This is a genomic window from Methylobacterium sp. PvR107, assembly GCF_017833295.1.
Lineage (GTDB): Bacteria > Pseudomonadota > Alphaproteobacteria > Rhizobiales > Beijerinckiaceae > Methylobacterium.
In genome coordinates, this window is sequence record NZ_JAFIBW010000001.1 from 890,987 (window position 1) to 915,529 (window position 24,543).

25 protein-coding genes and 1 tRNA gene are annotated in these 24,543 nt (G+C 69.8%); 10 read left to right on the top strand and 16 right to left on the bottom strand.

Annotation, left to right across the window (positions count from 1 at the left end):
• Positions 1 to 6 precede the first annotated feature (6 nt).
• Positions 7 to 993, top strand: a complete 987-nt coding sequence (locus JOE48_RS04010) for an inorganic phosphate transporter (protein WP_210027901.1) — start codon at positions 7 to 9, stop codon at positions 991 to 993.
• A gap of 22 nt (positions 994 to 1,015) precedes the next feature.
• Here JOE48_RS04010 and JOE48_RS04015 read toward each other — a convergent pair whose 3' ends face one another.
• The 5 genes from JOE48_RS04015 to JOE48_RS04035 form a co-directional block, all read right to left on the bottom strand.
• A complete protein-coding gene (locus JOE48_RS04015) occupies positions 1,016 to 1,318 on the bottom strand; it encodes a GCG_CRPN prefix-to-repeats domain-containing protein (RefSeq protein WP_210027902.1) in 303 nt (100 codons plus the stop codon).
• A gap of 63 nt (positions 1,319 to 1,381) precedes the next feature.
• Positions 1,382 to 1,645, bottom strand: coding sequence for a GCG_CRPN prefix-to-repeats domain-containing protein (locus tag JOE48_RS04020; RefSeq protein WP_210027904.1), 264 nt, complete (start codon positions 1,643 to 1,645; stop codon positions 1,382 to 1,384).
• 154 nt (positions 1,646 to 1,799) lie between these two features.
• On the bottom strand, positions 1,800 to 3,191 hold the full coding sequence (locus tag JOE48_RS04025; RefSeq protein WP_210035552.1) for a cell wall metabolism sensor histidine kinase WalK: 1,392 nt from the start codon (positions 3,189 to 3,191) through the stop codon (positions 1,800 to 1,802).
• Positions 3,191 to 3,922 (bottom strand): response regulator, encoded by a 732-nt coding sequence (locus JOE48_RS04030; RefSeq protein ID WP_210027907.1) that lies wholly within the window; start codon positions 3,920 to 3,922, stop codon positions 3,191 to 3,193. Before JOE48_RS04030 ends, JOE48_RS04025 begins: the two co-directional genes overlap by 1 nt.
• 189 nt (positions 3,923 to 4,111) lie before the next feature.
• Positions 4,112 to 4,837 carry a GntR family transcriptional regulator gene (locus JOE48_RS04035; RefSeq protein WP_210027909.1) on the bottom strand — a complete coding sequence of 242 codons (726 nt, stop codon included), beginning with the start codon at positions 4,835 to 4,837 and terminating at the stop codon, positions 4,112 to 4,114.
• A gap of 153 nt (positions 4,838 to 4,990) precedes the next feature.
• Between JOE48_RS04035 and JOE48_RS04040 the strand changes: the two genes are divergently transcribed.
• The 3 genes from JOE48_RS04040 to JOE48_RS04050 all read left to right on the top strand — a co-directional run bounded on the left by JOE48_RS04040 (position 4,991) and on the right by JOE48_RS04050 (position 8,591).
• The gene (locus tag JOE48_RS04040; protein ID WP_210027910.1) at positions 4,991 to 6,289 is read left to right on the top strand and encodes an MFS transporter; all 1,299 of its coding nucleotides are present in this window, start codon (positions 4,991 to 4,993) and stop codon (positions 6,287 to 6,289) included.
• A gap of 29 nt (positions 6,290 to 6,318) precedes the next feature.
• The gene (locus JOE48_RS04045) at positions 6,319 to 7,398 is read left to right on the top strand and encodes a tartrate dehydrogenase (RefSeq protein WP_210027912.1); all 1,080 of its coding nucleotides are present in this window, start codon (positions 6,319 to 6,321) and stop codon (positions 7,396 to 7,398) included.
• Positions 7,399 to 7,631: 233 nt separating this feature from the next.
• Positions 7,632 to 8,591, top strand: a complete 960-nt coding sequence (locus JOE48_RS04050; RefSeq protein WP_210027914.1) for an amidohydrolase family protein — start codon at positions 7,632 to 7,634, stop codon at positions 8,589 to 8,591.
• 474 nt (positions 8,592 to 9,065) lie between these two features.
• Here JOE48_RS04050 and JOE48_RS04055 read toward each other — a convergent pair whose 3' ends face one another.
• Positions 9,066 to 10,802: a sensor histidine kinase gene (locus JOE48_RS04055; RefSeq protein ID WP_210027916.1), complete on the bottom strand. Its 1,737-nt coding sequence runs from the start codon at positions 10,800 to 10,802 to the stop codon at positions 9,066 to 9,068.
• A 421-nt stretch (positions 10,803 to 11,223) separates the two neighbouring features.
• Between JOE48_RS04055 and JOE48_RS04060 the strand changes: the two genes are divergently transcribed.
• The gene (locus JOE48_RS04060; RefSeq protein ID WP_245252707.1) at positions 11,224 to 11,640 is read left to right on the top strand and encodes a hypothetical protein; all 417 of its coding nucleotides are present in this window, start codon (positions 11,224 to 11,226) and stop codon (positions 11,638 to 11,640) included.
• Between the two features lie 264 nt (positions 11,641 to 11,904).
• Here the strand turns inward: JOE48_RS04060 and JOE48_RS04065 are convergent.
• Both JOE48_RS04065 and leuC read right to left on the bottom strand, forming a co-directional pair.
• Positions 11,905 to 11,989, bottom strand: a tRNA-Leu gene (locus tag JOE48_RS04065).
• A 67-nt stretch (positions 11,990 to 12,056) separates the two neighbouring features.
• On the bottom strand, positions 12,057 to 13,469 hold the full coding sequence (gene leuC, locus JOE48_RS04070) for a 3-isopropylmalate dehydratase large subunit (RefSeq protein WP_210027928.1): 1,413 nt from the start codon (positions 13,467 to 13,469) through the stop codon (positions 12,057 to 12,059).
• A gap of 239 nt (positions 13,470 to 13,708) precedes the next feature.
• Here leuC and JOE48_RS04075 point away from each other — a divergent pair, with 239 nt between their 5' ends.
• Together JOE48_RS04075 and JOE48_RS04080 are read left to right on the top strand one after the other, a co-directional pair.
• A complete protein-coding gene (locus JOE48_RS04075; protein ID WP_210027930.1) occupies positions 13,709 to 14,680 on the top strand; it encodes a 2-hydroxyacid dehydrogenase in 972 nt (323 codons plus the stop codon).
• Positions 14,677 to 15,555, top strand: coding sequence for an AprI/Inh family metalloprotease inhibitor (locus JOE48_RS04080; RefSeq protein ID WP_210027932.1), 879 nt, complete (start codon positions 14,677 to 14,679; stop codon positions 15,553 to 15,555). The genes JOE48_RS04075 and JOE48_RS04080 overlap by 4 nt, the downstream gene beginning before the upstream one ends.
• 3 nt (positions 15,556 to 15,558) lie before the next feature.
• Here JOE48_RS04080 and JOE48_RS04085 read toward each other — a convergent pair whose 3' ends face one another.
• From JOE48_RS04085 to JOE48_RS04100, 4 genes are all read right to left on the bottom strand, one after another.
• Complete coding sequence (locus JOE48_RS04085; protein ID WP_210027941.1) at positions 15,559 to 16,170, bottom strand: cytochrome b; 612 nt, start codon at positions 16,168 to 16,170, stop codon at positions 15,559 to 15,561.
• 68 nt (positions 16,171 to 16,238) lie between these two features.
• Positions 16,239 to 16,823, bottom strand: coding sequence for an NAD(P)H-dependent oxidoreductase (locus JOE48_RS04090; RefSeq protein ID WP_312893061.1), 585 nt, complete (start codon positions 16,821 to 16,823; stop codon positions 16,239 to 16,241).
• 163 nt (positions 16,824 to 16,986) lie between these two features.
• Positions 16,987 to 17,646, bottom strand: coding sequence for a methyltransferase (locus JOE48_RS04095; RefSeq protein WP_210027952.1), 660 nt, complete (start codon positions 17,644 to 17,646; stop codon positions 16,987 to 16,989).
• Between the two features lie 2 nt (positions 17,647 to 17,648).
• Positions 17,649 to 18,773, bottom strand: a complete 1,125-nt coding sequence (locus JOE48_RS04100) for a glycosyltransferase family 4 protein (RefSeq protein WP_409518556.1) — start codon at positions 18,771 to 18,773, stop codon at positions 17,649 to 17,651.
• Between the two features lie 175 nt (positions 18,774 to 18,948).
• Here JOE48_RS04100 and JOE48_RS04105 point away from each other — a divergent pair, with 175 nt between their 5' ends.
• Complete coding sequence (locus tag JOE48_RS04105) at positions 18,949 to 20,211, top strand: DNA topoisomerase IB (protein WP_210027956.1); 1,263 nt, start codon at positions 18,949 to 18,951, stop codon at positions 20,209 to 20,211.
• Positions 20,212 to 20,242: 31 nt separating this feature from the next.
• Here JOE48_RS04105 and JOE48_RS04110 read toward each other — a convergent pair whose 3' ends face one another.
• Together JOE48_RS04110 and JOE48_RS04115 are read right to left on the bottom strand one after the other, a co-directional pair.
• Entirely contained in the window at positions 20,243 to 20,932 is a 690-nt protein-coding gene (locus JOE48_RS04110) for a LuxR C-terminal-related transcriptional regulator (RefSeq protein WP_210035554.1), read from the bottom strand.
• Between the two features lie 213 nt (positions 20,933 to 21,145).
• The gene (locus JOE48_RS04115; RefSeq protein ID WP_210027958.1) at positions 21,146 to 22,042 is read right to left on the bottom strand and encodes a diguanylate cyclase; all 897 of its coding nucleotides are present in this window, start codon (positions 22,040 to 22,042) and stop codon (positions 21,146 to 21,148) included.
• 73 nt (positions 22,043 to 22,115) lie between these two features.
• Between JOE48_RS04115 and JOE48_RS04120 the strand changes: the two genes are divergently transcribed.
• Complete coding sequence (locus JOE48_RS04120) at positions 22,116 to 22,472, top strand: hypothetical protein (protein WP_210027960.1); 357 nt, start codon at positions 22,116 to 22,118, stop codon at positions 22,470 to 22,472.
• Here JOE48_RS04120 and JOE48_RS04125 read toward each other — a convergent pair.
• The gene (locus JOE48_RS04125; RefSeq protein WP_210027969.1) at positions 22,444 to 22,821 is read right to left on the bottom strand and encodes a hypothetical protein; all 378 of its coding nucleotides are present in this window, start codon (positions 22,819 to 22,821) and stop codon (positions 22,444 to 22,446) included. The two genes, JOE48_RS04120 and JOE48_RS04125, sit on opposite strands and share 29 nt — an antisense overlap.
• Before the next feature lie 141 nt (positions 22,822 to 22,962).
• Complete coding sequence (locus tag JOE48_RS04130; protein WP_210027971.1) at positions 22,963 to 23,196, bottom strand: hypothetical protein; 234 nt, start codon at positions 23,194 to 23,196, stop codon at positions 22,963 to 22,965.
• 236 nt (positions 23,197 to 23,432) lie between these two features.
• On the opposite strand from JOE48_RS04130, the gene ruvB reads away from it, so the two are divergent.
• Positions 23,433 to 24,488, top strand: a complete 1,056-nt coding sequence (ruvB, locus tag JOE48_RS04135) for a Holliday junction branch migration DNA helicase RuvB (protein WP_210027974.1) — start codon at positions 23,433 to 23,435, stop codon at positions 24,486 to 24,488.
• Positions 24,489 to 24,543: the final 55 nt, after the last annotated feature.

Below are 24,543 nucleotides of genomic sequence, written 5' to 3' on the forward strand. Positions count from 1 at the left end.
GCACGCGTGACGTTCCTCGTCGCCCTGATCGCCCTCGCGCTGATCTTCGACTTCCTGAACGGGCTGCACGACGCCGCCAACTCGATCGCCACCATCGTGTCGACCCGGGTTCTGGCGCCGCGCTACGCGGTGTTCTGGGCGGCGTTCTTCAACTTCGTCGCGTTCCTGGTTTTCGGCCTGCACGTCGCCGGCACGGTCGGATCCGGCATCATCGACGTCACGGCCGTGGACGACCGGGTGATCCTCGGGGCGCTCGGTGGCGCGATCAGCTGGAACCTGCTGACGTGGTATGCGGGCATCCCGTCTTCGAGCTCGCACGCGCTCATCGGCGGCTTGCTCGGCGCCGGGATCGCCAAGGCGGGGCCGGGCGTGATCGTCTGGCACGGCGTTGTCGCCACGAGCGCGGCGATCGTGCTCTCGCCGGCGCTGGGCTTCGGGCTCGGGCTGCTGCTGATGCTCGCCGTGTCGTGGCTCTTCGTCCGGTCCACGCCGACGGCCGTCGACCGGCTGTTCCGGAGCCTGCAATTCGTCTCGGCCTCGCTCTACTCCCTCGGGCATGGCGGCAACGACGCCCAGAAGACGATGGGCATCATCGCGGCTTTGCTCTACGCCCACGGCGAGAGCGGGAGCTTTCACGTGCCGCTCTGGGTGGTGCTGTCCTGCCAGACCGCCATGGCCATCGGGACGCTGCTCGGCGGCTGGCGCATCGTGCACACGATGGGATCGAAGATCACCCGGCTCTCGCCCATGCAGGGCTTCTGCGCCGAGACCGGCGGCGCCGTGACCCTGTTCGCCGCGACGGCCTTCGGCATCCCGGTTTCCACCACCCACACGATCACCGGGGCGATCGTGGGGGTCGGTGCGGCCCGCCGCGTCTCGGCGGTCCGGTGGAACGTCGCGCAGGGGATCGTGGTGGCCTGGGTGATCACGATGCCGGCCGCCGCCCTCGTCGCCGCGCTGACCTACGCGTTGTCCGGTCTGGTCCTTCCCTAGGAAACCGGGCGCCGTGACGGTTTCACCAGCGATGGTGCCACCCGCCACGGTGGCCGCCGTGCCAGCCCCGATGCCATCCGCCGTGCCACCCCGCATGCCGGAAGCCGCGGTTCCAGCCGAACCGCTGATGCCAGGCGTAGGGATGGCCGTAGCGCCACCGGTAGCCGGGAACGACGACGAACGGACGGTAGAACGCGTTCGGCCGGCACCAGCCGTAAAAGTTGCGGTGAAAGCCGGGCCCGCATCCGTCGCGGGCCTCGGCGCTCGAACCGGCCAACAGAACGCCCGCCGCGAGGGCTGCGGGCATGACAAGCTTGCGGATCATCTGTCTCTCCATGGTCGTCCGGCCGCGGCCCGGACACGGTACGGGGTGCGATCAGGCGACGAGTCAGTTCGGCCAGCAGCGTCGGCCATAGGGTCCGATGTGGAATCCGGGCGGGCAGGCCACGCCCCGGCTGTAGCCGCCCCGCTGGCCGCCGGGACGGCAGCCGCCATAGGGGCCGCGATGCCCGTACGGGCCGCAGCCGCCATAGACCTGGATGATCTGCGCATCGCCCGGTCCGGCGGAAACCGCCGCCTGGACGAGCGGCAATGCCGAGGCCGGAGCCGCGAGGGCGACGAGGAGAACGGCCGGGCCGAGAACCTTCAACATCGGTGCGTTCCTTCTGCTCACGTGAAAGAGCCTTTCGGGGCTCTGTCCCAACCGTCCCGGCGGTGGTGCCGCCGCGACGTGTGAGCGAAGGTTCGCCCGCGCGCTCTGCCCGGATGTGACGGGCGGAGGCCGGCGTGTAACGTTTCGTAACGCATCATCTTTTGGTTGTCGTGCCGGTGGTTCGGGTCACGGCCGGCAGTGTCACGATGAACCGGGCACCGCCCTGCGAACCCGTCTCGGCCACCACGGTGCCGCCATGCGCCTCCGCGATCTGTCGGCTGATCGCGAGCCCCAGACCGGTCCCGCCGGTCTGCCGATTTCGGGACCGTTCGACCCGATAATACGGGCTGAAGATCGCGGCGCGTTCGGCCGCGAGAATGCCAGGCCCATCGTCCTCGACGATGATCTGGCAGTCCGCCCCGGTCCGCAGCACCGCCACGGCGACCGAGGATTGCCCAAACTTCACCGCGTTCCCGATCAGGTTGGCGATGACGCGGCGCAGCGCGAGCGCGTCGCCCGCCACGGTCGCGTCCCGCACGTCCTCGCCGGTCAAGTCGATGTTGGCGCCCTGCGCCGCGTGCTCGGCGACTTCCACGGCCACCAGATCGGCGAGATCCACCGGCGAGCGCGCGGCCTCGACGGCGGTGCCGCGGGCGAAGACCAGGGAGGTCTCGAGCAGGTCGGTCATGGCGTCGAGATCCGCCACCAGCCGCTCCTGCAGCCTCGGCTCGGCCACACCCTCGGCGCGCAGGCGCAGCCGCGTCAGGTACGTCTTGAGGTCGTGCGAGATCGCCCCGATCAGCAGTGAGCGCTCGGCCATCAGGCCGCTGATCCGCTCCTGCATGCCCTGGATCGCCTGGGCGAGGCGGAGGATCTCGGGGGCTCCCCGCGGGGCGCTCACGCGCTCGGGCGCCCGGCCATCGAAGCGGGACACGGCGTCGGTCAGCCGCCGCAGCGGGGCAAGCTCGTGGCGCGTGCCGACCAGCACGAGGGCCGCCACAACCGCCCCGAGGGCGGCCACCCAGAGACTCAGCGGCTGTCCGAACAGCCACGGCATGAGCGAGCGATGGCGGGCGACGGCGGTGATCACCAGGGTCCGGCCGTCGGGCAGCGGGTACGTCGCCATCGCCAGACGACCGAACGGGCCATGCTGGTCGGCGTTCGCCACCGTGGCCGGGTTGACGCGCCGCAGGAGCAGCGCGGAATCGGTGAACGCCCTGACCGAACCGCCCGTCAGCCGCCGAAGTCGGGCTTCGAGGCGCGGCTCCCGGATCAGTCCGGCCTCGTTCGGAGGGGCGTCGACGATCTCCGCCCGCAGGATCTCACCGCTCACCGCCTTCAGGATGGCGGGTCTCTCGGCCGGGTCCGCATCCCGCAGGAGCGTCATGATGCTGGCGGCTTGGTCGACGCGCGGAAAGCGCGGGCCACTCGGCAGATGTTCCTCGCGACGCTGCCAATCGTCCAGCGCCACGGTGGCGAGCACGAGGAGCGATAGCGCCCCCAGCAGGAGCAGCATGATCCGGCCGAGGAGGCCGATGCGGCCCATCACGGCAGGCCGGATTTCACCGGCGCGGCCAGGATGTAGCCCGCGTTGCGCACGGTCTTGATCAGGGACGCCGCGGTGCTGCCGGCGGCTTCGAGCCGGTGCCGCAGGCGGCTCACCTGCACGTCGATGGTGCGGTCGAAGGCGTCGGCGGTCCGGCCGCGGGTCCAGTCGAGGAGCTGGTCGCGCGACAGCACGCGCTGGGGCCGCGTGATGAAGCAATGCAGCAGATCGTATTCGGCGCTGGTGAGCGGGATCTCGCTCGCCGGATCGCCGAGCGTCACGGTGCGGGCCCCGAGATTCACTGTGAGGTCGGCCACGCGCAGCGTTTCCGAGCCGGGCTCGGCCACGTGGCCGCCGCCGCTGGCCCGGCGCAGGACGGCCCGGATCCGGGCCAGGAGCACGCGCGGGTTGAACGGCTTCGAGACGTAGTCGTCGGCGCCCATCTCCAGGCCGAGCACCCGGTCGATATCCTCGTCCTTGGCAGTCAGCATCACCACGGGCGGACCGTTCGCGTCCCGCAGCCGCCGGCAGATCGAGAGCCCGTCCTCGCCGGGCAGCATCCAGTCGAGGACGATCAGGTCCGGGACGGTGCCGGCCGCCAGGATCCGGTCGAGGCTGGCGCCACCGTCGAGGGCGACGACATGGAAGCCCTCGCCTTCAAGATAGCCGGCGAGCAGCGCGCGGATGTCGGAATCGTCCTCGACGATGGCGATGGTCATGCCTTCGTGCATGGCCGAAGCATAAGCGGTGCAGGCGGCCCGGCAACGCGAAACGTGCTGCTGACACAAAACGTTACACGGGCGATCGACGCGATCCGGGCGGTGTTGCGGCGGACATTCAACGCCTGCGCGCGGGCTGAGGCGGCCACCGCGTCGACGTCCTGGCACGGGGCGATACGGCATGGTGGTCCGGCGCCAGGCCTAGAGGTGCTTGAGCCCGTAGCTGTCCAGCAAGGGCAGCAGCTCGTTCCGCGCGCGGATGCGGTGCTGGCGCGCGGCGTCGAGAGCCTCGGCCGCGTCGCCCGCGCGGATCGCCTGCGCGATCCGCCGGTGCTCTGCGGTCGAGGCGTCCAGCGCCCGGCGGAGATTGAGCGTCAGCATCCGGGCCCGGTGCGACTGGTCGTTGATCGATTGCACGATCCGGCTCATCCGCCCGTTCCGGGCGTGCTCGATCAGCGCGGCGTGGAACGCCCCGTCGGCCTCCCCCCACGCCGGAAGGTCGCTGCGTGCATGGGCCTGGGCCATGATGTCGGTCTGGGCATCCAGCGCCTGCGCGGCCGTCAGGCGCTCACGGTCCGGCAGCGTGGCCACCAGCTCGGCGGCGCGGCCTTCCATCGCGATGACGACATCGTAGATCTCGCGCATGTCGTCCGGAGCGAGGGCCAGGATCAGGATGCCCTTCCGGGGCAGGACGCGCACGAGCCCGTCCTCCTGCAACCGGATCGCCGCCTCGTGCACCGGCGTACGGCTCATGCCCAGCCGCAGGGCGATCTCCTGCTCCGAGGCCTGGTAGCCCGGAGCGAAGCTGGCATCGCGGATCGCGGCGCGCAGCGCCGCGTACGCGTCGTCGACGAGCGAGGTGCGCTTCTCGCCCTCGTCGGCGGCCCTCGCCACCTCCGGATCCTTGCCGCGCTGCGCCCGCGCCATCAACCGCCTCCTCGACCGCGCTGACCTAGCACCCCCGACATCCGCCGCGGAACAGGCATTGACAGGTCTGCCCACCGGTTCTAGCAGTATGCCATCTTGCATGGAAGATGGCGCGCAAGACGTAATCGCGCGCCACGGCCAAGGGAGGAAACGATGGACGGCTCGCTCGAGCACGCCACCATGCGCCGCGTCGCATGGCGCCTGGTTCCCTTCATCTGCCTCCTGTACTTCATCGCCTTCATCGACCGCGTGAATATCGGTTTCGCGGCGCTGACGATGAACAAGGATCTCGGCTTTTCGGCTTCTGTCTTCGGTTTCGGCGCCGGCGTGTTCTTCTTCGGCTATTTCCTGTTCGAGGTGCCGTCGAACATCATTCTCGACAAGGTCGGCGCGCGGCTCTGGATCGCCCGCGTCATGATCAGCTGGGGCTTCCTTTCGGGCGCCTTCGCCTTCATTCGGGGCGAGACGAGCTTCTACGTGTTGCGCTTCCTGCTCGGCGCCGCGGAGGCCGGATTCTTTCCCGGCATCATCCTCTACCTGAGCTACTGGTTCCCGAGCCGCTATCGTGCCGCGGTGGTTTCGCTGTTCATGGCGGCCGCGCCGATCTCGGTGCTGCTCGGCTCGCCGCTCTCGAGTCTCTTGCTCGAGTTGGACGGCCTCCTGGGCCTCCATGGCTGGCAGTGGATGTTCATCGTCGAGGCTGTCCCCGCTGTGATCCTGGGCGTGGCCGTGCTGTTCTACCTGACCGACCGCCCGGAGGCGGCGACCTGGCTCGCCGACGACCAGCGCGCATGGCTCGTCGCCGAGATGAACGCCGAGCGGGCCGCCAAGCAGCCGAGCGCCCGGCACAGCCTGCTGAGCGGTCTTGCCGACGCCCGCGTGCTGGCGCTGGCACTGATCTATTTCGGCACCTCGGCCGGCCTCTACACCCTCGGCATCTGGGCGCCGCAGATCATCAAGGGTCTCGGCTTGTCCACGATGACGGTCGGCCTGCTCAACGCCGTACCGCCCGCTGCGGCCGTGGTGGCGATGGTTCTGTGGGCGCGCCATTCGGATCGGACGGGCGAGCGCACGTGGCACGTGGTCATCGCCTGCCTCGCCGCCTCCCTGGGCCTCGTCCTGGCCGGCGGCGCGTCGTCGGTGGTGGGGGTCGTGGCCGCCCTGAGCCTCGTCAATATCGGGATTAGTTCCGCCAAGCCGCCCCTCTGGGCGATGCCGACCATGTTCCTGTCCGGGTCGGCCGCCGCGGTGGGCATTGCCGCCATCAACGCGATCGGCAATCTCGGCGGCTTCGTCGGACCCTGGGCGATCGGCTGGATCAAGGACCGGACCGGCAGCTTCGCGGGCGGCCTGTACTTCGTCGCCGGCCTTCTGGTCCTCTCCGCCATCCTCACCCTCGCCGTCGCCCGCGCCGGGCGCCGCACCGCGCCCGAACGCGCGCTGGCGCGCTGAATCCTCTCACGTTCCCAAGGAGATCTGTCATGACCAAGACCTACACCATCGCGGCGATCCCGGCGGACGGCATCGGCGTCGAGGTCATCGCCGCCGGTATCGAAGTCCTCGACGTGCTGGCCGAGAAGACCGGCGCGTTCCGGTTCCGGTTCGACCATTTCGACTGGGGTTCGGACTACTACAAGAAGCACGGCGTGATGATGCCCGCCGACGGCCGCGAGCAGATCAAGGACCATGACGCGATCTTCTTCGGGGCGGTGGGCGCGCCGGACGTGCCCGACCACATCACGCTCTGGGGCCTGCGGCTCAACATCTGCCAGCCCTTCGACCAGTACGCCAATGTCCGTCCGACCCGCATCCTGCCGGGCATCACCAGCCCGCTGCGCCACGTCTCGGGCCCGGAACTCGACTGGGTGATCGTGCGCGAGAACTCGGAGGGCGAGTATGCCGGCGTCGGCGGCCGGGTCCACCAGGGCCATCCGAACGAGGTCGCCACCGACGTCTCGATGATGACCCGGTCGGGCGTCGACCGCATCATCCGCTACGCGTTCAAGCTCGCTCAATCCCGGCCGCGCAAGCTCCTGACCGTCGTGACCAAGTCGAACGCCCAGCGCCACGCCATGGTGATGTGGGACGAGATCGCCGCCGAGGTGGCCGCGGATTTCCCCGACGTCACCTGGGACAAGATGCTGGTTGATGCCATGACCATGCGGATGGTGATGAAGCCCGAGACCCTCGACACCATCGTGGCGACAAACCTGCACGCCGACATCCTGTCGGACCTCGCGGCGGCGCTTGCCGGCTCGCTCGGGATCGCGCCGACCGCCAACATCAACCCGGAACGCACCTACCCGTCGATGTTCGAGCCGATCCACGGCTCGGCCTTCGACATCACCGGCAAGGGCATCGCCAACCCGGTCGCGACCTTCTGGACGGCGTGCCAGATGCTGGAGCATCTCGGCGAGCCGGACGCGGCCGGCCGGCTGATGCGCGCCGTCGAGCGCGTCACCGCGGATCCGAACCTGCACACGCCTGACCTCGGCGGAAAGGCGACGACCCGTCAGGTCACCGACGCGGTCATCGCGGCGATCCGAGGCGACAACGCCTGAGGCAGCCGGAATTGGGGGCGCCCCGTCATCGCGGGCGCCTTCCGGCCTCCCGGGCCCTCGGACCGAGCTTCGGGCGAACGCGGATCTCCGGAGGGCCGGATGCGCCGCTGACGCTCGCGCCGGATCGTATCCAGTATTCTCCGCGATCCGTTCCGGCGCATGAGGCGCGTCGATAGGCTGCCGCGTGACACCGGACGCGCAGACGACCGGGCTCGAAGCAGCGGGAGGACGCGATGATCACTCTGGACCCAAGCCGTCGGCGCGTGCTCGGCGGTGCGGCCGCGGCAACCCTTGGCGCCTCACTCGGCCTGAGGGATCGTCCGGCCTCCGCCCAGCACACCGTGCGCTACTCGACCGGCAGCGCGGCGCCGACGTTCAAGGTCCCGCCGAACACCGCCGATTGCCATTTCCATATCTACGACAACCGCGTCCCGCCGGCCGCGGGCGGCCTGCCGGCCCCGGACGCGACGCCGGACGATTACCGCGCGCTGCAGGCGCGCCTCGGCACCACCCGGGGCGTCGTGGTCCAACCCTCGCTGTACGGAACCGACAACCGACCGACGCTCGCCGGCATGGCGGCCCTCGGGCCGAACTTCCGCGGCGTCGCGGTGGTGACCCCTGCCGTCAGCGATGCGGAACTGCGGCGGCTGCACGATCTCGGAATCCGCGGCGTCCGGTTCAATCTCGCGCAGGCCGGCACCACGACGCTCGACATGCTGGAACCGCTCTCCCAGCGAGTGGACGCCCTCGGCTGGCACTGCCAGATCAACATGCCGGGCGACAAGATCGTGGCGGCGTCCGACACGTTCCTGAAGATCCGCGGAAAGCTGGTCTTCGATCACTTGGCGCATTGCCCGCAGCCGGCGGGCGTCCAGAGCGACACGTTCAAGCTGATGCGGCGGCTCCTCGACCAGGGGAACACCTGGGTGAAGCTGACCGGCCACTACGCAGACACCACGGTCGGGCCGCCCTCCTACGCCGATACGGTTGCCGTCGCGCGCGCCTTCGCGGCCGCTGCGCCGACGCGGTGCGTCTGGGGCACGGACTGGCCGCATCCCACCGAGCGTCAGGACAACAAGCCCGACGACGCCCTGTTGCTCGATCTGTTTCCGACCTTCGTGCCGAACGAGGCCGATCGGACACGCATCCTCGTCGACAATCCCGCGGAACTCTACGACTTCCCGAAGGCCTGAGCGGCGCCTGCCCCCCCCTCCTGTCCGCGTGCCGGTGTCGAATGCCGGCCGCGGCGCGATCCTGCTTGGCGTGATGCGCAGGCGCGGCGCGCGATCGAGGCTGATCCGGTCCAGCGCTTTCCGGGGCGCGGCAACGCGCGCATAGGCGCCCGATGCGTCGCCCCGAGCCGCGCCGGGCGTTCCGGGTCATTGGCGGTGGGACGCCGCCACCGCGTTCCGGCGGCGTTCCCGGTCTCTTCGCTGCATCGCCGCAGCGTCCACGATCGGCGGTCTGGGTGCCGCATCGGGCGTGTCGAAAGGCCAGTTCGGCCCCCGTGCAGGACCGATGGATTGGATGATCGTCCCGATCGTCGAAGCCCTCTTGGCGGCTTCGGCGTGGGTCGCGCGCTCGGCTGGGCGGGGTCCAGGTTCCAGGGGCGATAGGCACCGGCCGCCAGGGTCCCGGCTCGGCCGTGTTCCAGGCGCCCGCGTAATTCAAGCCACGGGCTGGGGCAGGTTGCCGGCGAGTTGGCGGAAGGAGAGGAAGCGGTCGGGCTCGTCCAGCGGAACATCGAGCGTGAAGCGTGCGCCTTCGGGCGGAAAACTGAGCTCGACCGATCCGCCGAGTTCCCGGTTGATGCCGCCGGTGATCAGGCGCGTGCCGAAGCCCCGACGGGTCGGTACCGCCACGGGTGGTCCCCCACTCTCCTGCCACTCCAACGCGAGCCTGCGGGCGTTGTCGGGTCCCATGACGACACGCCACGTCACGTCGACCCGACCCTTCTCCGTCGCCAAGGCACCGTATTTGGCCGCGTTGGTGGTCAGTTCGTGGATCGTCATGCCGAGAGCGAGCACATAGCGGGGGCGCAGCTCGAGATCCGGCCCATCGAGGCTGAAGCGGCGACCGTCCCCATCCTGGAAGGGTGCGAACTCGTTCTCGATGACGAGCCGCAGCGGTGCCCCACCCCAATCATCCCGCGAGAGCAGATCGTGCGTCTTCGAAAGAGCGAGGATGCGTCCTTCCAGCCGCTCGCTCCGGTCGTCGTCGCGCCGGGCCTGCCGAGCCAGCGATTGCACCGTCGTGAGGGTATTGCGCACGCGGTGGTTGAGTTCGTGCAGCAGCAGCGTCTGCCGCTCCTGAAGGAGGCGGCTGCGGGCGATCTCGGCGCGCAGTTCGCCCTCGTGCTTCTGCAGCGCGACCGCCATGGCGTCGAACGCTTCGCCGAGCTGGCCGAACTCGCCAGGCCCTCCGATCCCGCTGCGCACGCCCAGCTCGCCGGACCGCCAAGCTGCGGCCGCCCGGAGAAGGCGGCGGACCGGCTGGCGGATGAAGGCGCGCCCAGCCATCAGGGCCGCGGCGACCGCCAGGGCGGCTCCGATCCCGATCAGGACGAGGCCGCGCCATGTGGCGGCATTGATGTCGGCGAAGGCCGTGCTCGGTGAGAGACCGACCGCGACCGTGAAGGAGCCGAGATCGTCCGGGCTCGTCTCGGCGACCGCGGTGATCCGCGGATTGCCCCGGAGGCCGATCAGATCCGCCACATTGCCGCGGTGGCGTTTCAGCGCTGCCCAGAAGGGTTCCGGAAGCGGCTGGCCGACCCATTCCTCGTGTTCGGGCAGGCGAATCAGGATGGTACCGTTCCGGTCTGCGACGGTCAGCGCCGTGTCGGGTGGGAGGCCGGCGGCGGCCTGGCGCATGGCCAGGTAGGAGAGATCGATGCTTGTCAGGACGATGCCGTCCGGGCGGCCGTTCGCGCCCGGGATGGCCAGGGCGAACTGGATCGTTGGCCGCTTGGTGACCCGGCCGGACAAGACCTCGCCGATGGCGAAGCCGCCGGTCCGCATCGCCTCTTTGAAGTAGGATCGGTCCGCAACCGTATAGGCGCCGGGAGAAGAGCCGAGCGTGTTGCACAGGATGTGACCTTCGGCGTCGGCGACGCCGAAGAAAAACGATCCCGGCACCTTGTCGACGACGCTCCTGAGATAGGTCGTGCAGACTTGCGGATTCTTGGTCCGGATTTCCGGCAGCTCGGACAGGATGCCGAGAATCTGCCTGGCGCCGCGACTGAACTGCTCCAAGTCGACGGCGACGCCGCGCGCCGTCCGCATGGCCTCGCCCCGGACGGCGTCGCCGCGCGCGCTGCGCAGCGCGTACTCGTTGTAGCCCTGGATGGCGAGGGCCGGCAGGAGCGCCAAGCCCACGAGGCCCACAATCCGCTTCGTCAATGACATTGAGGGCGCCGTCCTGCTCCTGGGTAACCCTCGCCGTGGGTCTCGGGACCGAAGGGCGCAGATAGGCGGCGGCGGCGTTTCGGGAAGCGCCCTTCGACGGGCATGGGGCCGGCGAAACGCTCGCCGCATCCTCGTCGGGCCAGGTGACGGTAACCGAACCGTCGCTGCTACGCACGGTTGAGCATGTGCCAGTAGAATAAACTTCCGGGAAATTGTGAGGACACGTCTGCCCCTTCTCTGCGGCGCTGTCGCGCTCACGGCTGTAAGCCTGTCTACGGCTGCTCTCGCGCGGGCGGGCGGCCCGTGCACTGACGACATCGCCACGCTCACGCGCGAGCTCGGGACACGGGTTGGCCTGGGCGCGCCCGTTTCCGAGCCCGATTTCGGCCAGCGGCGCGGGCCGAACGAGCCCGGAGGCCACTTGGCCTCGGCCAGCACCACCGGCAGCACGGCCAAGCCGGGGTGGACGCCCGATCCGGATCGGGCGCAGCAGGGCGGTGCATCCCGCGAGAGCGGTGGCACACCCGGAACTGTCGGTGGCGTCTCGGGCCCAATCGAAGCGGCGACCCGGGGCGCGCAGGCTGATGCCGTCGCCATCGGCCGGATCGCGACCTCACCCGACGATGTGCGCCGGCAATCGGGAAACCGTCCGACGGCTGTCCATGCCGCGGCGCAGGGTGGCGATGCCAAAGCGTCCCCGGAGCGCTCGTCCGAGAACAAAATCTCCCAGGCCGAGATGGCACTGCAGCGGGCCGTGGACCTCAACACGCGCGGTGACCAGGGCTGCCGTGAGGCAGTCAAGCAAGCGCAGAAGCTGACGCCGCAGCGCGGCCGCTGAGGCCGGTCTCTGTCGGCTCGTCCGTCGGCGCCGAGCCTACGGCGTGCGCTCACGCTGAGTGCCAGAGCCGAGCGCCGTTCCATCCTGGAACGGTTTCCGGAGGTGGGTGGCTCAGACTGCCGATCGAGGCCTGCTATGCGGCTGGGGCCTCCGGCAGCCGTGAAAGTACAACGTACACGCGGACAGCGAACCGGGTTCGGATCAATCCCGCACCTTATAAAACATAAAGCCCGCCAACAACTTGGCGGGCTCACTTCCGTTAATTGGTGCCCAGGAAAGGACTCGAACCTTCACCTCTTGCAAGACTGGTACCTGAAACCAGCGCGTCTACCAATTCCGCCACCTGGGCTTGCCGTCGGCCATCGGCCGGCGACGGCTTCGTTTATGCAACGGAGATGTCGCCGTCAATCGGGATTTCAGCCCTGCGGCCACTCTCGGATGTCGACGAAGCGCCCGGCCACCGCCGCCGCCGCCGCCATGGCCGGAGACACGAGGTGAGTCCGTCCACGCGGGCCCTGCCGGCCCTCGAAGTTGCGGTTCGACGTCGAGGCGCAGCGCTCGCCCGGGCGCAGCTTGTCCGGATTCATGCCGAGGCACATCGAGCAGCCCGGCTCGCGCCAGTCGAAGCCCGCCGCCTTCAGGATCTTGTCGAGGCCCTCGGCCTCCGCCTGCGCCTTCACGAGACCGGAACCCGGAACGATCATCGCCGAAACGCCCTCATGGACCTTGCGGTCGCCGACGACCCGCGCGACCTCGCGCAGATCCTCGATGCGGCCGTTGGTGCAGGAGCCGATGAAGATCCGGTCCAGGGTGATGTCGGTGATCCGGGTGCCCGGCGTCAGGCCCATATAGGCCAGCGCCTTCTCCTTCGACTGCCGCTTGTTCTCGTCGGCGATCTCGGCCGGATCCGGGATGCGGCCCTGCACCGAGATCACGTCCTCGGGGCTGGTGCCCCAGCTGACGATCGGCGGCAGGCTGCCGGCGTCGAGGCGCACCTCGCGGTCGAAATGGGCGCCCTCATCGGTGACGAGGCTCTCCCAGTAGCGCCGGGCCGCCTCAAAAGCCGCGCCCTTCGGGGCCTTCGGCCGGTCCTTCACGTACGCGAAGGTCGTCGCGTCGGGGGCCACCATGCCGGCCCGGGCGCCGCCCTCGATCGACATGTTGCAGATCGTCATCCGGCCCTCCATCGAGAGGGCGCGGATCGCGTCGCCGGCATACTCGATGACGTGGCCGGTGCCGCCGGCGGTCCCGATCTCGCCGATGATCGCCAGGATGATGTCCTTCGCGGTCACGCCGGGCGGCAGCGTGCCGTCGACGGAGACGCGCATGTTCCTGGCCTTGCGCTGCACCAGCGTCTGCGTGGCGAGCACGTGCTCCACCTCCGAGGTGCCGATGCCGTGCGCCAGCGCCCCGAAGGCGCCGTGCGTCGAGGTGTGGGAATCGCCGCACACGATGGTCTGGCCGGGCAGCGTGAAGCCTTGCTCGGGTCCGATGATGTGGACGATGCCCTGGCGGCGGTCGAAGGCGTCGTAGAATTCGATGCCGAAATCGCGCACGTTCTCGGCCAGCGCCTCGAGCTGTGTACGGCTCTCGGGATCCTCGATGCCCTTGCTGCGGTCGGAGGTCTGGACGTTGTGGTCCACCACCGCGAGCGTCTTCTCCGGGTGGCGAACCTTGCGGCCGGCCGTGCGCAGCCCCTCGAATGCCTGCGGACTCGTCACTTCGTGAACGAGGTGACGGTCGATGTAGAGGAGGCTGGAGCCGTCCGGCTGGACTTCGACGACGTGGTCGTCCCAAATCTTGTCGTAGAGAGTGCGCGGGCTGGTCATCGGTTTTCGTCTTCGGGATGGGGCGGTGCAGAGCTCTCGCGATGGTGCGTCGTCCTTAGTAGGCATCGCGCACGGATTTCGAAAGGGGCCAGCCTTGCCCCGGTCCGATGGCCGCCCGGCGTCGGCGCGCGGATGTCACCGTGGACGGGATGTCCCGCTGGCGCCGTACCCCGCGCAGGCCCTATGCGGGAATGGGGAAACCGGCCGCATTGCTGGACGGCCGAACATGGGAGTGAGCGATGCCTGATGCGCCGGCCGAGATCCTGTTGCTGCGGAAGATGCACCCGCTTGTAGAGACGGCGTTCGAGGGGCGGCACACGGTCCACCGGCTCGCGGGCGCTGCGGATCCGGAAGCGCTGCTGGCCGAGATCGGCCCGCGGATCCGTGCGCTCTGCGTGGGCGGACAGGTCGGCGTGGATGCGGCGCTGATGGACCGGCTGCCGAACCTGGAACTCATCGCCAATTTCGGTGTCGGCTACGACGCCGTGGACGCGGTGGAAGCCCATCGGCGCGGCATCACCGTCACCAATACGCCGGACGTGCTCACCGACGAGGTCGCCGATCTCGCGGTCGGACTCGTGCTCGCGACCCTGCGGCGGATCCCCCAGGCGGACCGCTACCTGCGTGCCGGCCACTGGCCCAAGGCGCCCTTCCCGCTCACGGCCTCCCTGCGCGGGCGGCGCGTCGGCATCCTGGGCCTCGGCCGGATCGGGCGGGCGATTGCCCGACGCCTCGAGAGCTTCGGCGTGGAGATCGACTACCACGGCCGCAGCCGACAGGCGGACATGCCCTTCACCTATCACGACAGCCTGCTCGGCCTCGCCCGGGCCGTCCATATCCTGATCGTGGTGGCGCCCGGTGGTGCTGACACGCGCAACATCGTGGACGCGGCCGTGCTGGAGGCGCTCGGCCCCGAGGGCATCCTGATCAATGTCGCCCGCGGCACGCTGGTCGACGAGGCGGCGCTGAGTGCCGCGCTGAAAGCGGGCACGATCCTGGGTGCCGGTCTCGACGTGTTCGAGAATGAGCCGCACGTGCCGGAAGACCTTGCCGCCCTCGACAACACAGTGCTGCTGCCGCATGTCGGCTCCGCCTCCGAGCATACCCGTGCCGCGATGGCGCAACTCGTCGTCGACAACGTCGTCTCGTGGCTCGAGGGCCGGGGCCCGCTGACGCCCGTCACAGAGACACCCTGGAGACCGAAGGCGTGAGATCGGCACAGGCCGCCCTGCTGGCCAGCTTGGTCCTGATCCCCTGGCCGGCGGCGGCTCAGGAGGGGCCTGAGCCGGCCCCCGGCTCCGCTGCCCCGGCCGCCGACATGCTCGCCGCCCCGCCCGTCGCAGCACTCGCCCCGCCGAGCCTTCCCGAGAAGCTCGGCGAGGTTCCCGGAACCTGGGACCTGTCCCGCGACGGTACCAACCGCCGCTGCGTGATGACACTCCGGCTCGACAGCGGCGAGGCCGGACGGAAGGTGAGTTTCCCGGCGGGGTGCCGACGCGCGCTGCCGGTGATCGCCGGCGTCGCCGGATGGCTCTTCGTCGATGGCGCCGTGCGCCTCGTCGACCGCAACGTCCGTCCGATCCTCGACTTCGCCAAGCGGCCGGATCAGCGCAGCCTCGTCGCAAGAACGGAGAGCGGCGAGGAGTACAGCCTTGTCCCGCTGGACATCGTTGCGATGCGCCCTGCCGAGGCGGCGAGCGGAGCGGGCGCTCAGGTCGAGCCGGGACCCGGGACTGCACCAAAGCCCTCCACGCTCCAGGCCGCGACGCCGGTTCCGGCCGAGCTGCAGCCGGCCGCGGTCGCCGTGTCGGGACCGGCGCCGGGGGTCTACGCCCTGGACCGCTTCCAGGAGCGCGACACCTGCCGGATCACCATCGACGGTGCCGGCGGCGGCGTGAGGATCGTCCCCGGCTGTCACGATGGCGGGCTGGAGGTGTTCGACCCGGTGCGCTGGCGCTACGCCAACGGCCGCCTGACGCTGACCGCCAAGCGTGGCCACAGCATCGAGCTCGTCCCGAACGGCGATGGACGCTGGCGGCGCGACCCGGAGGTCGGCACCACCTTCGTTCTGCGCCGCGTCGATTGACGCCTAACGCGAGGCGCCGCGGCCATCCTGAACCGGGAGCATCCGCTCGAGAAGGCCGTCGCGGCGGATGACGAGGTGCCAGACCGTGCCGGCGATGTGCAGCACCACCAGTGCATACACGAACCACTGCCCGGCGACGTGGATCGACTCGGCCACCTTCTGAGCCGCGTCGTCCTTCGGCAGGCCCGGCACGATGAAGAGCCAGAAATACGGCGTGTCGCGACCGGACAGCGCGCTCAGCAGGTAGCCGCTGACCGGCATGATCAGGAAGATCGCGTAGAGCAGCCAATGGTTGATACGGCCTATCAGCGTCAGGAGACGCGGAGCCTGCGGGTCCGGCGGTGCCGGCCGGATCATGCGCCAGACGATCCGCAAGACCACGATCGCCAGGATCGTCAGGCCCACCGACTTGTGCAGCACGAAGGCGCTGCCCTTGGCCGGCGACGGAGGCAGGCTGATCGCCACCCAGGCCAGCGGCAGGATGGCGAGCACCAGACCCGCGGTCACCCAGTGCAGCGCCTGCGCGACGGGATTGTAGCGTGGCAGCCCGGAGGCCGTGACGTAGGTGGCGGGGAGCGGCGGCGCCTTGCCGGCCATGATCGGAGAACCTGACATGATCCCTCGCGCGTGAGCGTGATCCGGTTCCGCATCTAGGGCCGGTTGCAGGACGGGGGAGTATCCCGTCAGCGGGACGCGTCGGACTCCACCTTCCGCGCCACCGCGATCAGGGCGGCTAGCTCCGCCGCCGCGGCGTTCAGCCGGACCGCGACCCCCGGGTCCACAATGCGGCCGTCCACCACGTCGTCGGACCCCGCATAGACCGAAGTCGGTGCGATATGGGCCGCGAAGAAACCGAATAGCGGCCGCAGCCCGTGCTCGACCACGAGGGCGTGGCGCAGGCCGCCGCCGGTTGCGGTCAGCGCCACGGGCATGCCGGCCATCCGGGCCGGATCGACGAAGTCGAACACGTGCTTGAACAGGCCCGCGTAGCCGCCCTGGTAGACCGGCGTCCCGACGATCAGTGCGTCCGCCCCCTCGATCGCCTCGATCAGCTGCGCCGCCGGCGCCGACAGCGCGTCGCGCTGCGTCGCCCCGAGACCGGGCCCGGCATCGATCAGGTCGTAGACCGTGAGGTCGATCCGGCGCAGGCGGCCGAGTTCGGCACCGAGCGCCTCGACCAGGACGCGGGTGCGCGAGGGCCGTTTGGCGCTCCCCGAGAAGGCGACCACACGGGCAATGCTGGGCTTGACGCTCGACTCGATACTCACCGGGAACCTTTCGACCGCAGGACGCCCCGATGCGGGACTGCGCATAAATCCGGCGCGTGCAACGGACGCGCCTCGGGCTTCATGTTGGTAGCGTATTACCACTCCGGATGAACACTCGGCGCATCCGCGCGCCGCGGCCATTTCTTTGCAGGGCGACCGAGCCTCACGGCCGCAGCCTCCAGACGTGGCTGCGCTTGATCTCGCAATCTTCCAGGGATCGCGAGACCGGCACCGCGTAGGTCTCCAGGCATTCGAGCCGGTCCCGCGGCAGGTACGTCCGGCCCGGATCGCCGATCAGAACCGTGGTTCCCTTCGCCTGCAGGCCGATCAGCCAGCCTGTCACGGCCGCGGCGAGGTCGCGCTCGTAGAAGACGTCGGCCGCCAAAACGAGATCGGCCTCGGGGTCCGTCTCGAGGAGATTGTCCGACATGGGCTCGATGCGCTCGGCGACGTTGTTGGTTGCGGCGTTCAGGCGGATCGCCGCCACGGCGAACGGGTCGAGATCGCTCGCGATGACATGCCGCGCCCCGGCACGCGCCGCTGCGATCGCCACCAGGCCGGAACCCGAGGCGAAATCCACCACGCGCGCGCCCGCTGCGACATCCGGATGATCCAGGACATAGCGGGCGAGGGCCTGTCCGCCCGCCCAGGCGAAGGCCCAGAACGGCGGCGGCAGGCCGATCGTCTGCAGCTCCTCCTCGGTCCGCTGCCACAACGCCGTCGCCTCGTCGGCGACGTGGAGCCGGATCTCGGGGGCGTGGGGCACGGGCCGCAGGCGGGTGTTGGCGCGGATGAAGCCCGTCGGATCGTCAGGCGCGAACATGATCAGGCGTCCAGCAGGTCGCGCCAGACGGCGCGGACGCTGTCGGTCACCGCGGTCTCGGTGAAGCCGCCGGCCTCGATCCGCGACCGCGCCGCCGCGCCCAGCTCGGCGACAAGGCGGGCGTCGCCGCTCAGCCGCACGAGGATACGCGCCAAGGCGGGCGCGTCGTCCGGCGGGACGAGCAGACCCTCGACACCGTCGCGCACGAGGCTGCGGCAGCCCGGGACGTCCGACGCGACCAGGGCCCGGCCGCAGGAGGCGGCCTCCAGCAACGTCCGCGGCAGGCCTTCGCCGCCCCGTGAGGGCAGGCACGCGACGTGGTGATGGGCCCAGACCGAGGAGACATCGGCAGTGGGACCGTGCCACGCGACGCCGTCGCGGCTCCAGTTCCGCAGCGTCGCCTCGGCGATCGCGCGCCGGTTCGAAGGATCCGGTGCGCCAAACAGGTCGAGCTCGACCGGCGCGCCCTGCGCCCGGGCGAGACGGGTCGCCTCCACGGCCACGTCCACGCCCTTCGACCACAGCATGCGGGCGACGACGGCCACCCGCAACGGCGGCATCGCCGGCAGCGGAGAGGGCATGAAATCCGCGGGATCGACACCGGCGCCCCCGATCACCGTGACCGATTGGTCCAGCGGATCGAGGCCGAGCGCGCGGGCATCGTCCGGGTTCTCGAACAGGTAGCGGGTGCGCGTCGAGGCCAGCGGGCCGCGGATCAGCGTCCGCAGGCCCAGCCGGGCCGCACGCCCGATCCGGTCGTGCCGGGCACCCACGAGGCCCAGGCCGGTCAGCGCGTAGACCCGGGCTGGAACGCCCGCCATGGCGGCGGCCGTGCCGCCGACCAGGATGCCGCGCAGGGCGATGCAGTGGACGATGTCGGCCCGGAGCGCCTTCAGGATCGCGGCGAGCTGACCGGCCGCGTAGCCGGCAGCCATGGGATTGAGGCTCGCCCGTTCCGCCTCGAGGGGCACCACCTGCGCGCCGGTCGCCTCGATGACGGCGCGGTGCTCCCGGACACGGGTGACCACCGCCACCGCCAGGCCCATGGCGACGGCGGCCCGCGCCATCGGCAGGAAGTGCGAGGCGAAGAACCAGTCCTCGGTCACGACGAAGACAAGGCGCCGCATCGGGGCGGGCCGATTTTCGGAGGCGGATTCAGAGGCCATGGCGTTCCTCTAACACGCCCCCGCGACGCGTCCTGCGGCGGATGCGCAGCCCCGGAACGGCCGGCCCATACGGCCAGTTGATCGAGGCCTTCTCGCGGGGCGTGCAGCCCGGCGGCGTAAACGGGAGGGGCAGGCGATGGCGGATGTCGGGACGGTCGAGAGCGGCGGAGACCTGCGCGCGGCGGCGGAGGAAGCCGGGCTGGTCTATGTCGACGACAGCCGCCCGGGCCTGACGCGCAAGCGCAGCGGCACCGGCTTCCGCTACCTCGACGCGAAGGGCGCACCGGTTCGGGACCAGAAGGTCCTGGCCCGCATCCGGTCCCTGGCGGTACCGCCGGCCTATACGGATGTCTGGATCTGCCCGCGCAGCAACGGCCACATCCAGGCGACCGGCCGGGACGCCAAGGGGCGGAAGCAGTACCGCTACCATCCGGATTTCCGGCAGGCGCGGGAGGCGAACAAATTCTCGCGCATCATGGCCTTCGCGAACGCCCTGCCGGACATCCGCCGGCAAGTCGATGCCGACATGAAGCGGCCGGGCCTCACGCGCGCGAAGGTGCTGGCCACGGTGGTCCACCTCCTCGAGACGACGCTGATCCGCGTCGGCAACGACGATTACGCGCGGACCAACAAGAGCTACGGGCTCACCACCCTGCGCGATCCCCATGTCCGAATCGAGGGCGCGGCCCTGTCGTTCCGCTTCAAGGGCAAGAGCGGCAAAACCTGGGACGTCGCGCTGAAGGACCGGCGCGTCGCCCGGATCGTGAAGGCCTGCCAGGACCTCCCCGGTCAGGAACTGTTCCAGTACCTCGACGCGGACGGCGCCCAGCGCGACGTGACCTCGTCGGACGTCAACGCGTATCTGCGCGAGATCACCGGCGAGGACTTCACCGCCAAGGATTTCCGGACCTGGGCCGGCACGGTCCTGGCTGCCCTCGCCCTGCGCGAGTTCGAGAGCTTCGACAGCGAAGCTGGCGCCAAGCGCAATCTCCGGGCGGCGATCGAGAGCGTCGCCAGCCGCCTCGGCAACACGCCGACGATCTGCCGCAAATGCTACATCCATCCTCAGGTTCTCGATTGCTACCTGGAGGGAAGCCTGCTCCTACAGGTGAAGGACGCGGTCGAGACGGAGTTGAGCGAGGATCTATCCAGCCTTCGCCCCGAGGAGGCTGCAGTCCTCGGGCTGCTCCAGTCACGGCTGGCTGCGGCTGAGGACGACGCCCGCACGGGGAAACTGGTCAAGCCCGCGGCGACGCAGGGCCCGAATACGAAGACAGCGCGTGATAAGCCCCCTGCCCAGGCGGCAGCGAAGAGAGCGGGTCCCGCCCGCACCCAGCCGGCTGCAAAGGACAAGCCTCGATCGCGCGCTCAGGGAAGACCGCAGGCCGGCGCCGCCTGACGCAGTCCTGCGCGCCCGCACGCTGTCCCGGTCAGTGCCGGAACTGATTGTCGTTGCTCGACGCGGTGCCGCTGTTCGTGCCGCGCCGGACCTGCTCGCCATTGTCCACCACCGGCGCGAGGCCGAGCTGGCGCGCGAGGGAGACCAAGTCCTTCAGACGCCCGGTCTGGGTCTTTCGGCGCAGGTTGAGTCGGTGGGTCTCCACCGTCCGTACGCTGAGGGCCAGGCGCCGCGCGACCTCCTTGTTGCTGAAGCCGGAGCTGAGGAAGCGCAGCACCTCGGCCTCACGCGGTGTCAGCCCGAGGCTATCGCCGGGATCGGTCGGCATGGGCATGGACTGTTCCGGCGGCACCAGACATTCGGAGCCCTCCGCGAGCGCGAGCAGCGCGGCACCGAGCTCCCGCGGCGACTTCGAGCGCGCGACGAAGGCGTCGGCGCCCGCAGCCAGGAGCGCGCGCAGGTCATCGGCGGTGAGTGCGCCGAACGCCACCAGCGTGCGCAGGTTCGGCTGGCGCTCCTTCAGGCCGACGAGGCGTGCAATCCCATCGGCCAGCCGGATCTCATCCAGGAAGATCAGCGCGACCGCGCTTCCGGCATCCGCCTGTTCTAGGTCTTCCTCGCCGATCGTGTGAAATTCCGGCATGTGCTCCAGGGTGGCGCGAACAGTCGCGCTCAGGTCCTGCGGCTCATCCAGGATCAGGACGCCAACGGCCGTACTCATGACCTCGCACCTTTCTCTCCCGACATGGTACATGTGGCCGGGATCGAAGGCCAAGTTCCAAGATCCGTTCCAATCAGACCGGGCGAATATTAAGCTTTATATTGGCAGATTCGATGCACGTTTGCGGTTGCTGGGCGAATCGGTGCCCCGATCTGGGGCAGGTGCCGAGATCTGCTCGACCCGGCTGTGCCGATCTGGAGCAGCCCGGCCGTTTCAACCGGCGACGGCCACGTCCTCATTGCCCCGGTACGGGAGCACGCGATTGCGGCCGCCGCTCTTGGCCGCGTACAGCGCAAGGTCGGCGCGCTTGATCAGGGCTTCGACGCTGTCGCCGTCGGCCCAGCTGCTGACACCGAAACTGCAGGTCAGCCGGATCGCGCCCTTGCTGCCCGGGATCTCGAGCGCTTGAACGCCGACCCGGAGGCTTTCGGCGCGCGCGAGGGCCAGAGAGAGTCCGCAACCCGGCAGGAGGACAGCGAATTCCTCGCCGCCGAGGCGGCCAGCGATGCCGGCCCCCGCGATCAGATCGGCCACCGCTTTGATGGCGACATCCCCGACATCGTGCCCGTGCTCGTCGTTGATCCGCTTGAAATGATCGATATCGAGCAGGATGGCCGAAACCCCGCCGGAACGCCGGCTCGGCTCCACAGCATTACGGGCGCGATTGAAGAAGGCACGCCGGTTGTAGGAACCGGTCAGCGGATCCGTCTCAGCCAGACGGATCAGTTCCTCCTGCATCGTGGTCAGGCGCTCGGCCGCCCTGAGCCGCGCGTTCAGCTCTTCGGCGCTTGGCGGCTTCTCGATGAAGTCGTCGGCACCACTGTCGAGCGCTTCGGCCAGGCTGCGGACGTTGCGCGCCGACGACATGGTGATGACATGCAGGGGGCCGCGCCCCTCGGCGAGGAGGCGTGCCGACCAGCAGAGCTCGAGCCCGCTGAGCGGCCGAACCTCAAGGCTCGTGATCAGGACCCGGATCGCCGGCGTCGCGGCGAGAAAGTCCAAGGCCTGCGCCGAATCCGTGAAGGCGTGCACGTCGTGACCGCGCGGCTCGATCAGCGAGGCGATGATCTGGAGCACGACGCGGCTCGAGTCGACGATGACGATCTGCATGGCGTGACCCGGGATTGATATCCGCGGTGTAAGCCGGAAGACTTAACCCACCCCAAACAGCCTGAATCTCTGGATGAGCGCGGCCATAACCACACCCGACCAGCGCTATATCGTTGTCCGTGATCGACTTTGGCGGCGGACCGATCCCAGTTTGTCTCCGGAGCGGCGACAGGCGTTGATCGTACGGCTGATGGCGGCGCGGCGGGCCGTGAAGGCCGCCAAGCAGGCCGAGCGCGACAACGAAGCCGGTGCAGCGGACGCGCTGATCGCCGCCCGAGCGGAGGTCAATGCGGTCAAGATCGCGCTGGGCGAGCGCGGCCCGGTCTGGTGGCGGGACGGTGCGCCGGATCTCAACCGGCACATGGTCCACACTACCCCTTATGCGGAATGGTACGCCGCGCTCAGCGCCGGGGAACCTGAACCGAGATGATCTGAGGGCCGGAGGGCCGACCGCCAGCAGCCTCGCGCCCGCGGCGCGGTGCGGTCGAATCGCCAGCATTGATGACCGTCAGGGTCGGCTGCGCGGCTGGAGGCGCCGCGATGCCCGTGACCGTGGGGATCCCGTACGTGCCGTAGCTCCAGGGCGCGGGAACGATCTGGGTGGGGCGGGGCACCCGCGTCAGGGGCGCGCCGATATAGGTCCCGCGCACGAAGTTGCCGGCAAAGCCGTCCTCGCCGGCATAGGCCGGACCATAGGTATCGACATTGCGGAAGCCCTGGGCCGAAGCCGGGGCGGCGAGGAGCAGGGCGAGCAGTGCGAGGGTCGTGCGGGGTGCCATGGCGCAGGCTCCGATGCGCGTCGGCGCGACCGGGTCGCGCGGGATGCTGGGGAACGAACCGGATCACCGGCCGTTCCGGCGTTCCAGCCGCGGAGAGTGCGTAAGGCGCGCTTCAGACCCTGCGGATCGCGGCCAGCCGACTCAGCGGCAGGTGGTGATCCGCCGGACGACCCACCCCTCCCCTTCGATCCAGAGACGGCGGCGCGCCCGGCTGCAGGTCGCGTCATCGTCGCGCTCGACCACGGCGGCGGGATGAACCTGGGCGCCGGCCTGGGCGACCTTCGTCTCGGCCGGGGCTGTCGCCGCCTGGGCGGCCACGCTGGCAAGGAGAAGAGCGGCGCCGGCGACGCCGGCTGCGGACATACGGATCATCATGGCGGGAAGTGCGCTCTGCGGCCGTGCTTGGGGATCGAACCTTGAATGCACGGGCGCCCAAAACGGTTTCATCGGCCGCGACAGATGGTGCGCCGCGGCACGTTCCTCGGTGCGACGCTTAGACTTCCGCGCGTTCACGGGTAAGGAGGAACAAAACCGGACACGACGGCGGCCGGAAGCCCCTGCACAGCGCCGCGAACGGGTGCGGCGCGGTTCGGTCCAACACGCAAGGGTTCATGAGCAAGCCGAAGCCCCCGACCAACGCCCTCCTGACGCCGGAGAAGCGTGCCGAGGACGTCGATCAGACGATCCGTCCGCTGAGCCTGTCCGAGTTCATCGGCCAGCGGGCGGCGCGGGCGAACATGCAGATCTTCATCGAGGCGGCGAAGAAGACCGGGCAGGCCCTCGACCACGTGCTGTTCGTCGGCCCGCCGGGCCTGGGCAAGACCACGCTGGCCCAGATCGTGGCGCGCGAACTCGGTGTGAACTTCCGCTCGACCTCCGGGCCGGTGATCGCCAAGGCCGGGGATCTCGCCGCGCAGCTGACCAACCTCGACGAGCGCGACGTGCTGTTCATCGACGAGATCCACCGGCTCAACCCGGCGGTGGAGGAGATCCTCTACCCGGCCATGGAGGATTACCAGCTCGACCTGATCATCGGCGAGGGCCCGGCGGCGCGCTCGGTCAAGATCGAGCTGCCCAAGTTCACGCTGGTCGGCGCCACGACGCGCGCGGGGCTCCTGACCACGCCGCTGCGCGACCGGTTCGGGATCCCGATCCGGCTGGAATTCTACGAGATCGACGAGCTGGAGCAGATCGTGGCCCGCGGCGCGCGGGTGCTGGGCCTCGGCATGTCGGCGGAGGGCGCCAACGAGATCGCCCGGCGGGCGCGGGGCACGCCGCGGATCGCGGGGCGCCTGCTGCGGCGGGTGCGGGACTTTGCCATCGTGGCGGAGGCCGAGACGGTGACGCGGGCGATCGCCGACCGGGCGCTGAAGCTGCTGGACGTCGACGAGGCGGGTCTCGACGTGATGGACCGCAAGTACCTGAGCCTGATCGCGCGCTCGTTCGGGGGCGGGCCGGTGGGCATCGAGACGATCGGGGCGGCGTTGTCGGAGCCGCGCGACGCGATCGAGGACATCATCGAGCCCTACCTGATCCAGCGCGGCTTCGTGCAGCGCACCCCGCGCGGGCGCGTCCTCACCAGGCACGCCTACCGCCATATGGGCCTCGCCGTGCCGAGACGCGACGCGGGCGGGCAACTTGGGCTCCTCGACGACGAGGGAAACTGAGGCCCGAGACACGCTCATCCATGCACTGAGATCGCTCCTGCGTTTCGCGTGTTTC

Coding starts and splice junctions, on each gene's coding strand:
- JOE48_RS04015 (WP_210027902.1), bottom strand. CDS start 1,318: ATGATCCGCAAGCTTGTCATGCCCGCAGCCCTCGCGGCGGGCGTTCTG.
- JOE48_RS04020 (WP_210027904.1), bottom strand. CDS start 1,645: ATGTTGAAGGTTCTCGGCCCGGCCGTTCTCCTCGTCGCCCTCGCGGCT.
- JOE48_RS04025 (WP_210035552.1), bottom strand. CDS start 3,191: ATGGGCCGCATCGGCCTCCTCGGCCGGATCATGCTGCTCCTGCTGGGG.
- JOE48_RS04030 (WP_210027907.1), bottom strand. CDS start 3,922: ATGCACGAAGGCATGACCATCGCCATCGTCGAGGACGATTCCGACATC.
- JOE48_RS04035 (WP_210027909.1), bottom strand. CDS start 4,837: ATGGCGCGGGCGCAGCGCGGCAAGGATCCGGAGGTGGCGAGGGCCGCC.
- JOE48_RS04040 (WP_210027910.1), top strand. CDS start 4,991: ATGGACGGCTCGCTCGAGCACGCCACCATGCGCCGCGTCGCATGGCGC.
- JOE48_RS04045 (WP_210027912.1), top strand. CDS start 6,319: ATGACCAAGACCTACACCATCGCGGCGATCCCGGCGGACGGCATCGGC.
- JOE48_RS04050 (WP_210027914.1), top strand. CDS start 7,632: ATGATCACTCTGGACCCAAGCCGTCGGCGCGTGCTCGGCGGTGCGGCC.
- JOE48_RS04055 (WP_210027916.1), bottom strand. CDS start 10,802: ATGTCATTGACGAAGCGGATTGTGGGCCTCGTGGGCTTGGCGCTCCTG.
- leuC (WP_210027928.1), bottom strand. CDS start 13,469: ATGACCAGCCCGCGCACTCTCTACGACAAGATTTGGGACGACCACGTC.
- JOE48_RS04075 (WP_210027930.1), top strand. CDS start 13,709: ATGCCTGATGCGCCGGCCGAGATCCTGTTGCTGCGGAAGATGCACCCG.
- JOE48_RS04085 (WP_210027941.1), bottom strand. CDS start 16,170: ATGTCAGGTTCTCCGATCATGGCCGGCAAGGCGCCGCCGCTCCCCGCC.
- JOE48_RS04095 (WP_210027952.1), bottom strand. CDS start 17,646: ATGTTCGCGCCTGACGATCCGACGGGCTTCATCCGCGCCAACACCCGC.
- JOE48_RS04100 (WP_409518556.1), bottom strand. CDS start 18,773: ATGCGGCGCCTTGTCTTCGTCGTGACCGAGGACTGGTTCTTCGCCTCG.
- JOE48_RS04105 (WP_210027956.1), top strand. CDS start 18,949: ATGGCGGATGTCGGGACGGTCGAGAGCGGCGGAGACCTGCGCGCGGCG.
- JOE48_RS04110 (WP_210035554.1), bottom strand. CDS start 20,932: ATGAGTACGGCCGTTGGCGTCCTGATCCTGGATGAGCCGCAGGACCTG.
- JOE48_RS04115 (WP_210027958.1), bottom strand. CDS start 22,042: ATGCAGATCGTCATCGTCGACTCGAGCCGCGTCGTGCTCCAGATCATC.
- JOE48_RS04120 (WP_210027960.1), top strand. CDS start 22,116: ATGAGCGCGGCCATAACCACACCCGACCAGCGCTATATCGTTGTCCGT.
- JOE48_RS04125 (WP_210027969.1), bottom strand. CDS start 22,821: ATGGCACCCCGCACGACCCTCGCACTGCTCGCCCTGCTCCTCGCCGCC.
- JOE48_RS04130 (WP_210027971.1), bottom strand. CDS start 23,196: ATGATGATCCGTATGTCCGCAGCCGGCGTCGCCGGCGCCGCTCTTCTC.
- ruvB (WP_210027974.1), top strand. CDS start 23,433: ATGAGCAAGCCGAAGCCCCCGACCAACGCCCTCCTGACGCCGGAGAAG.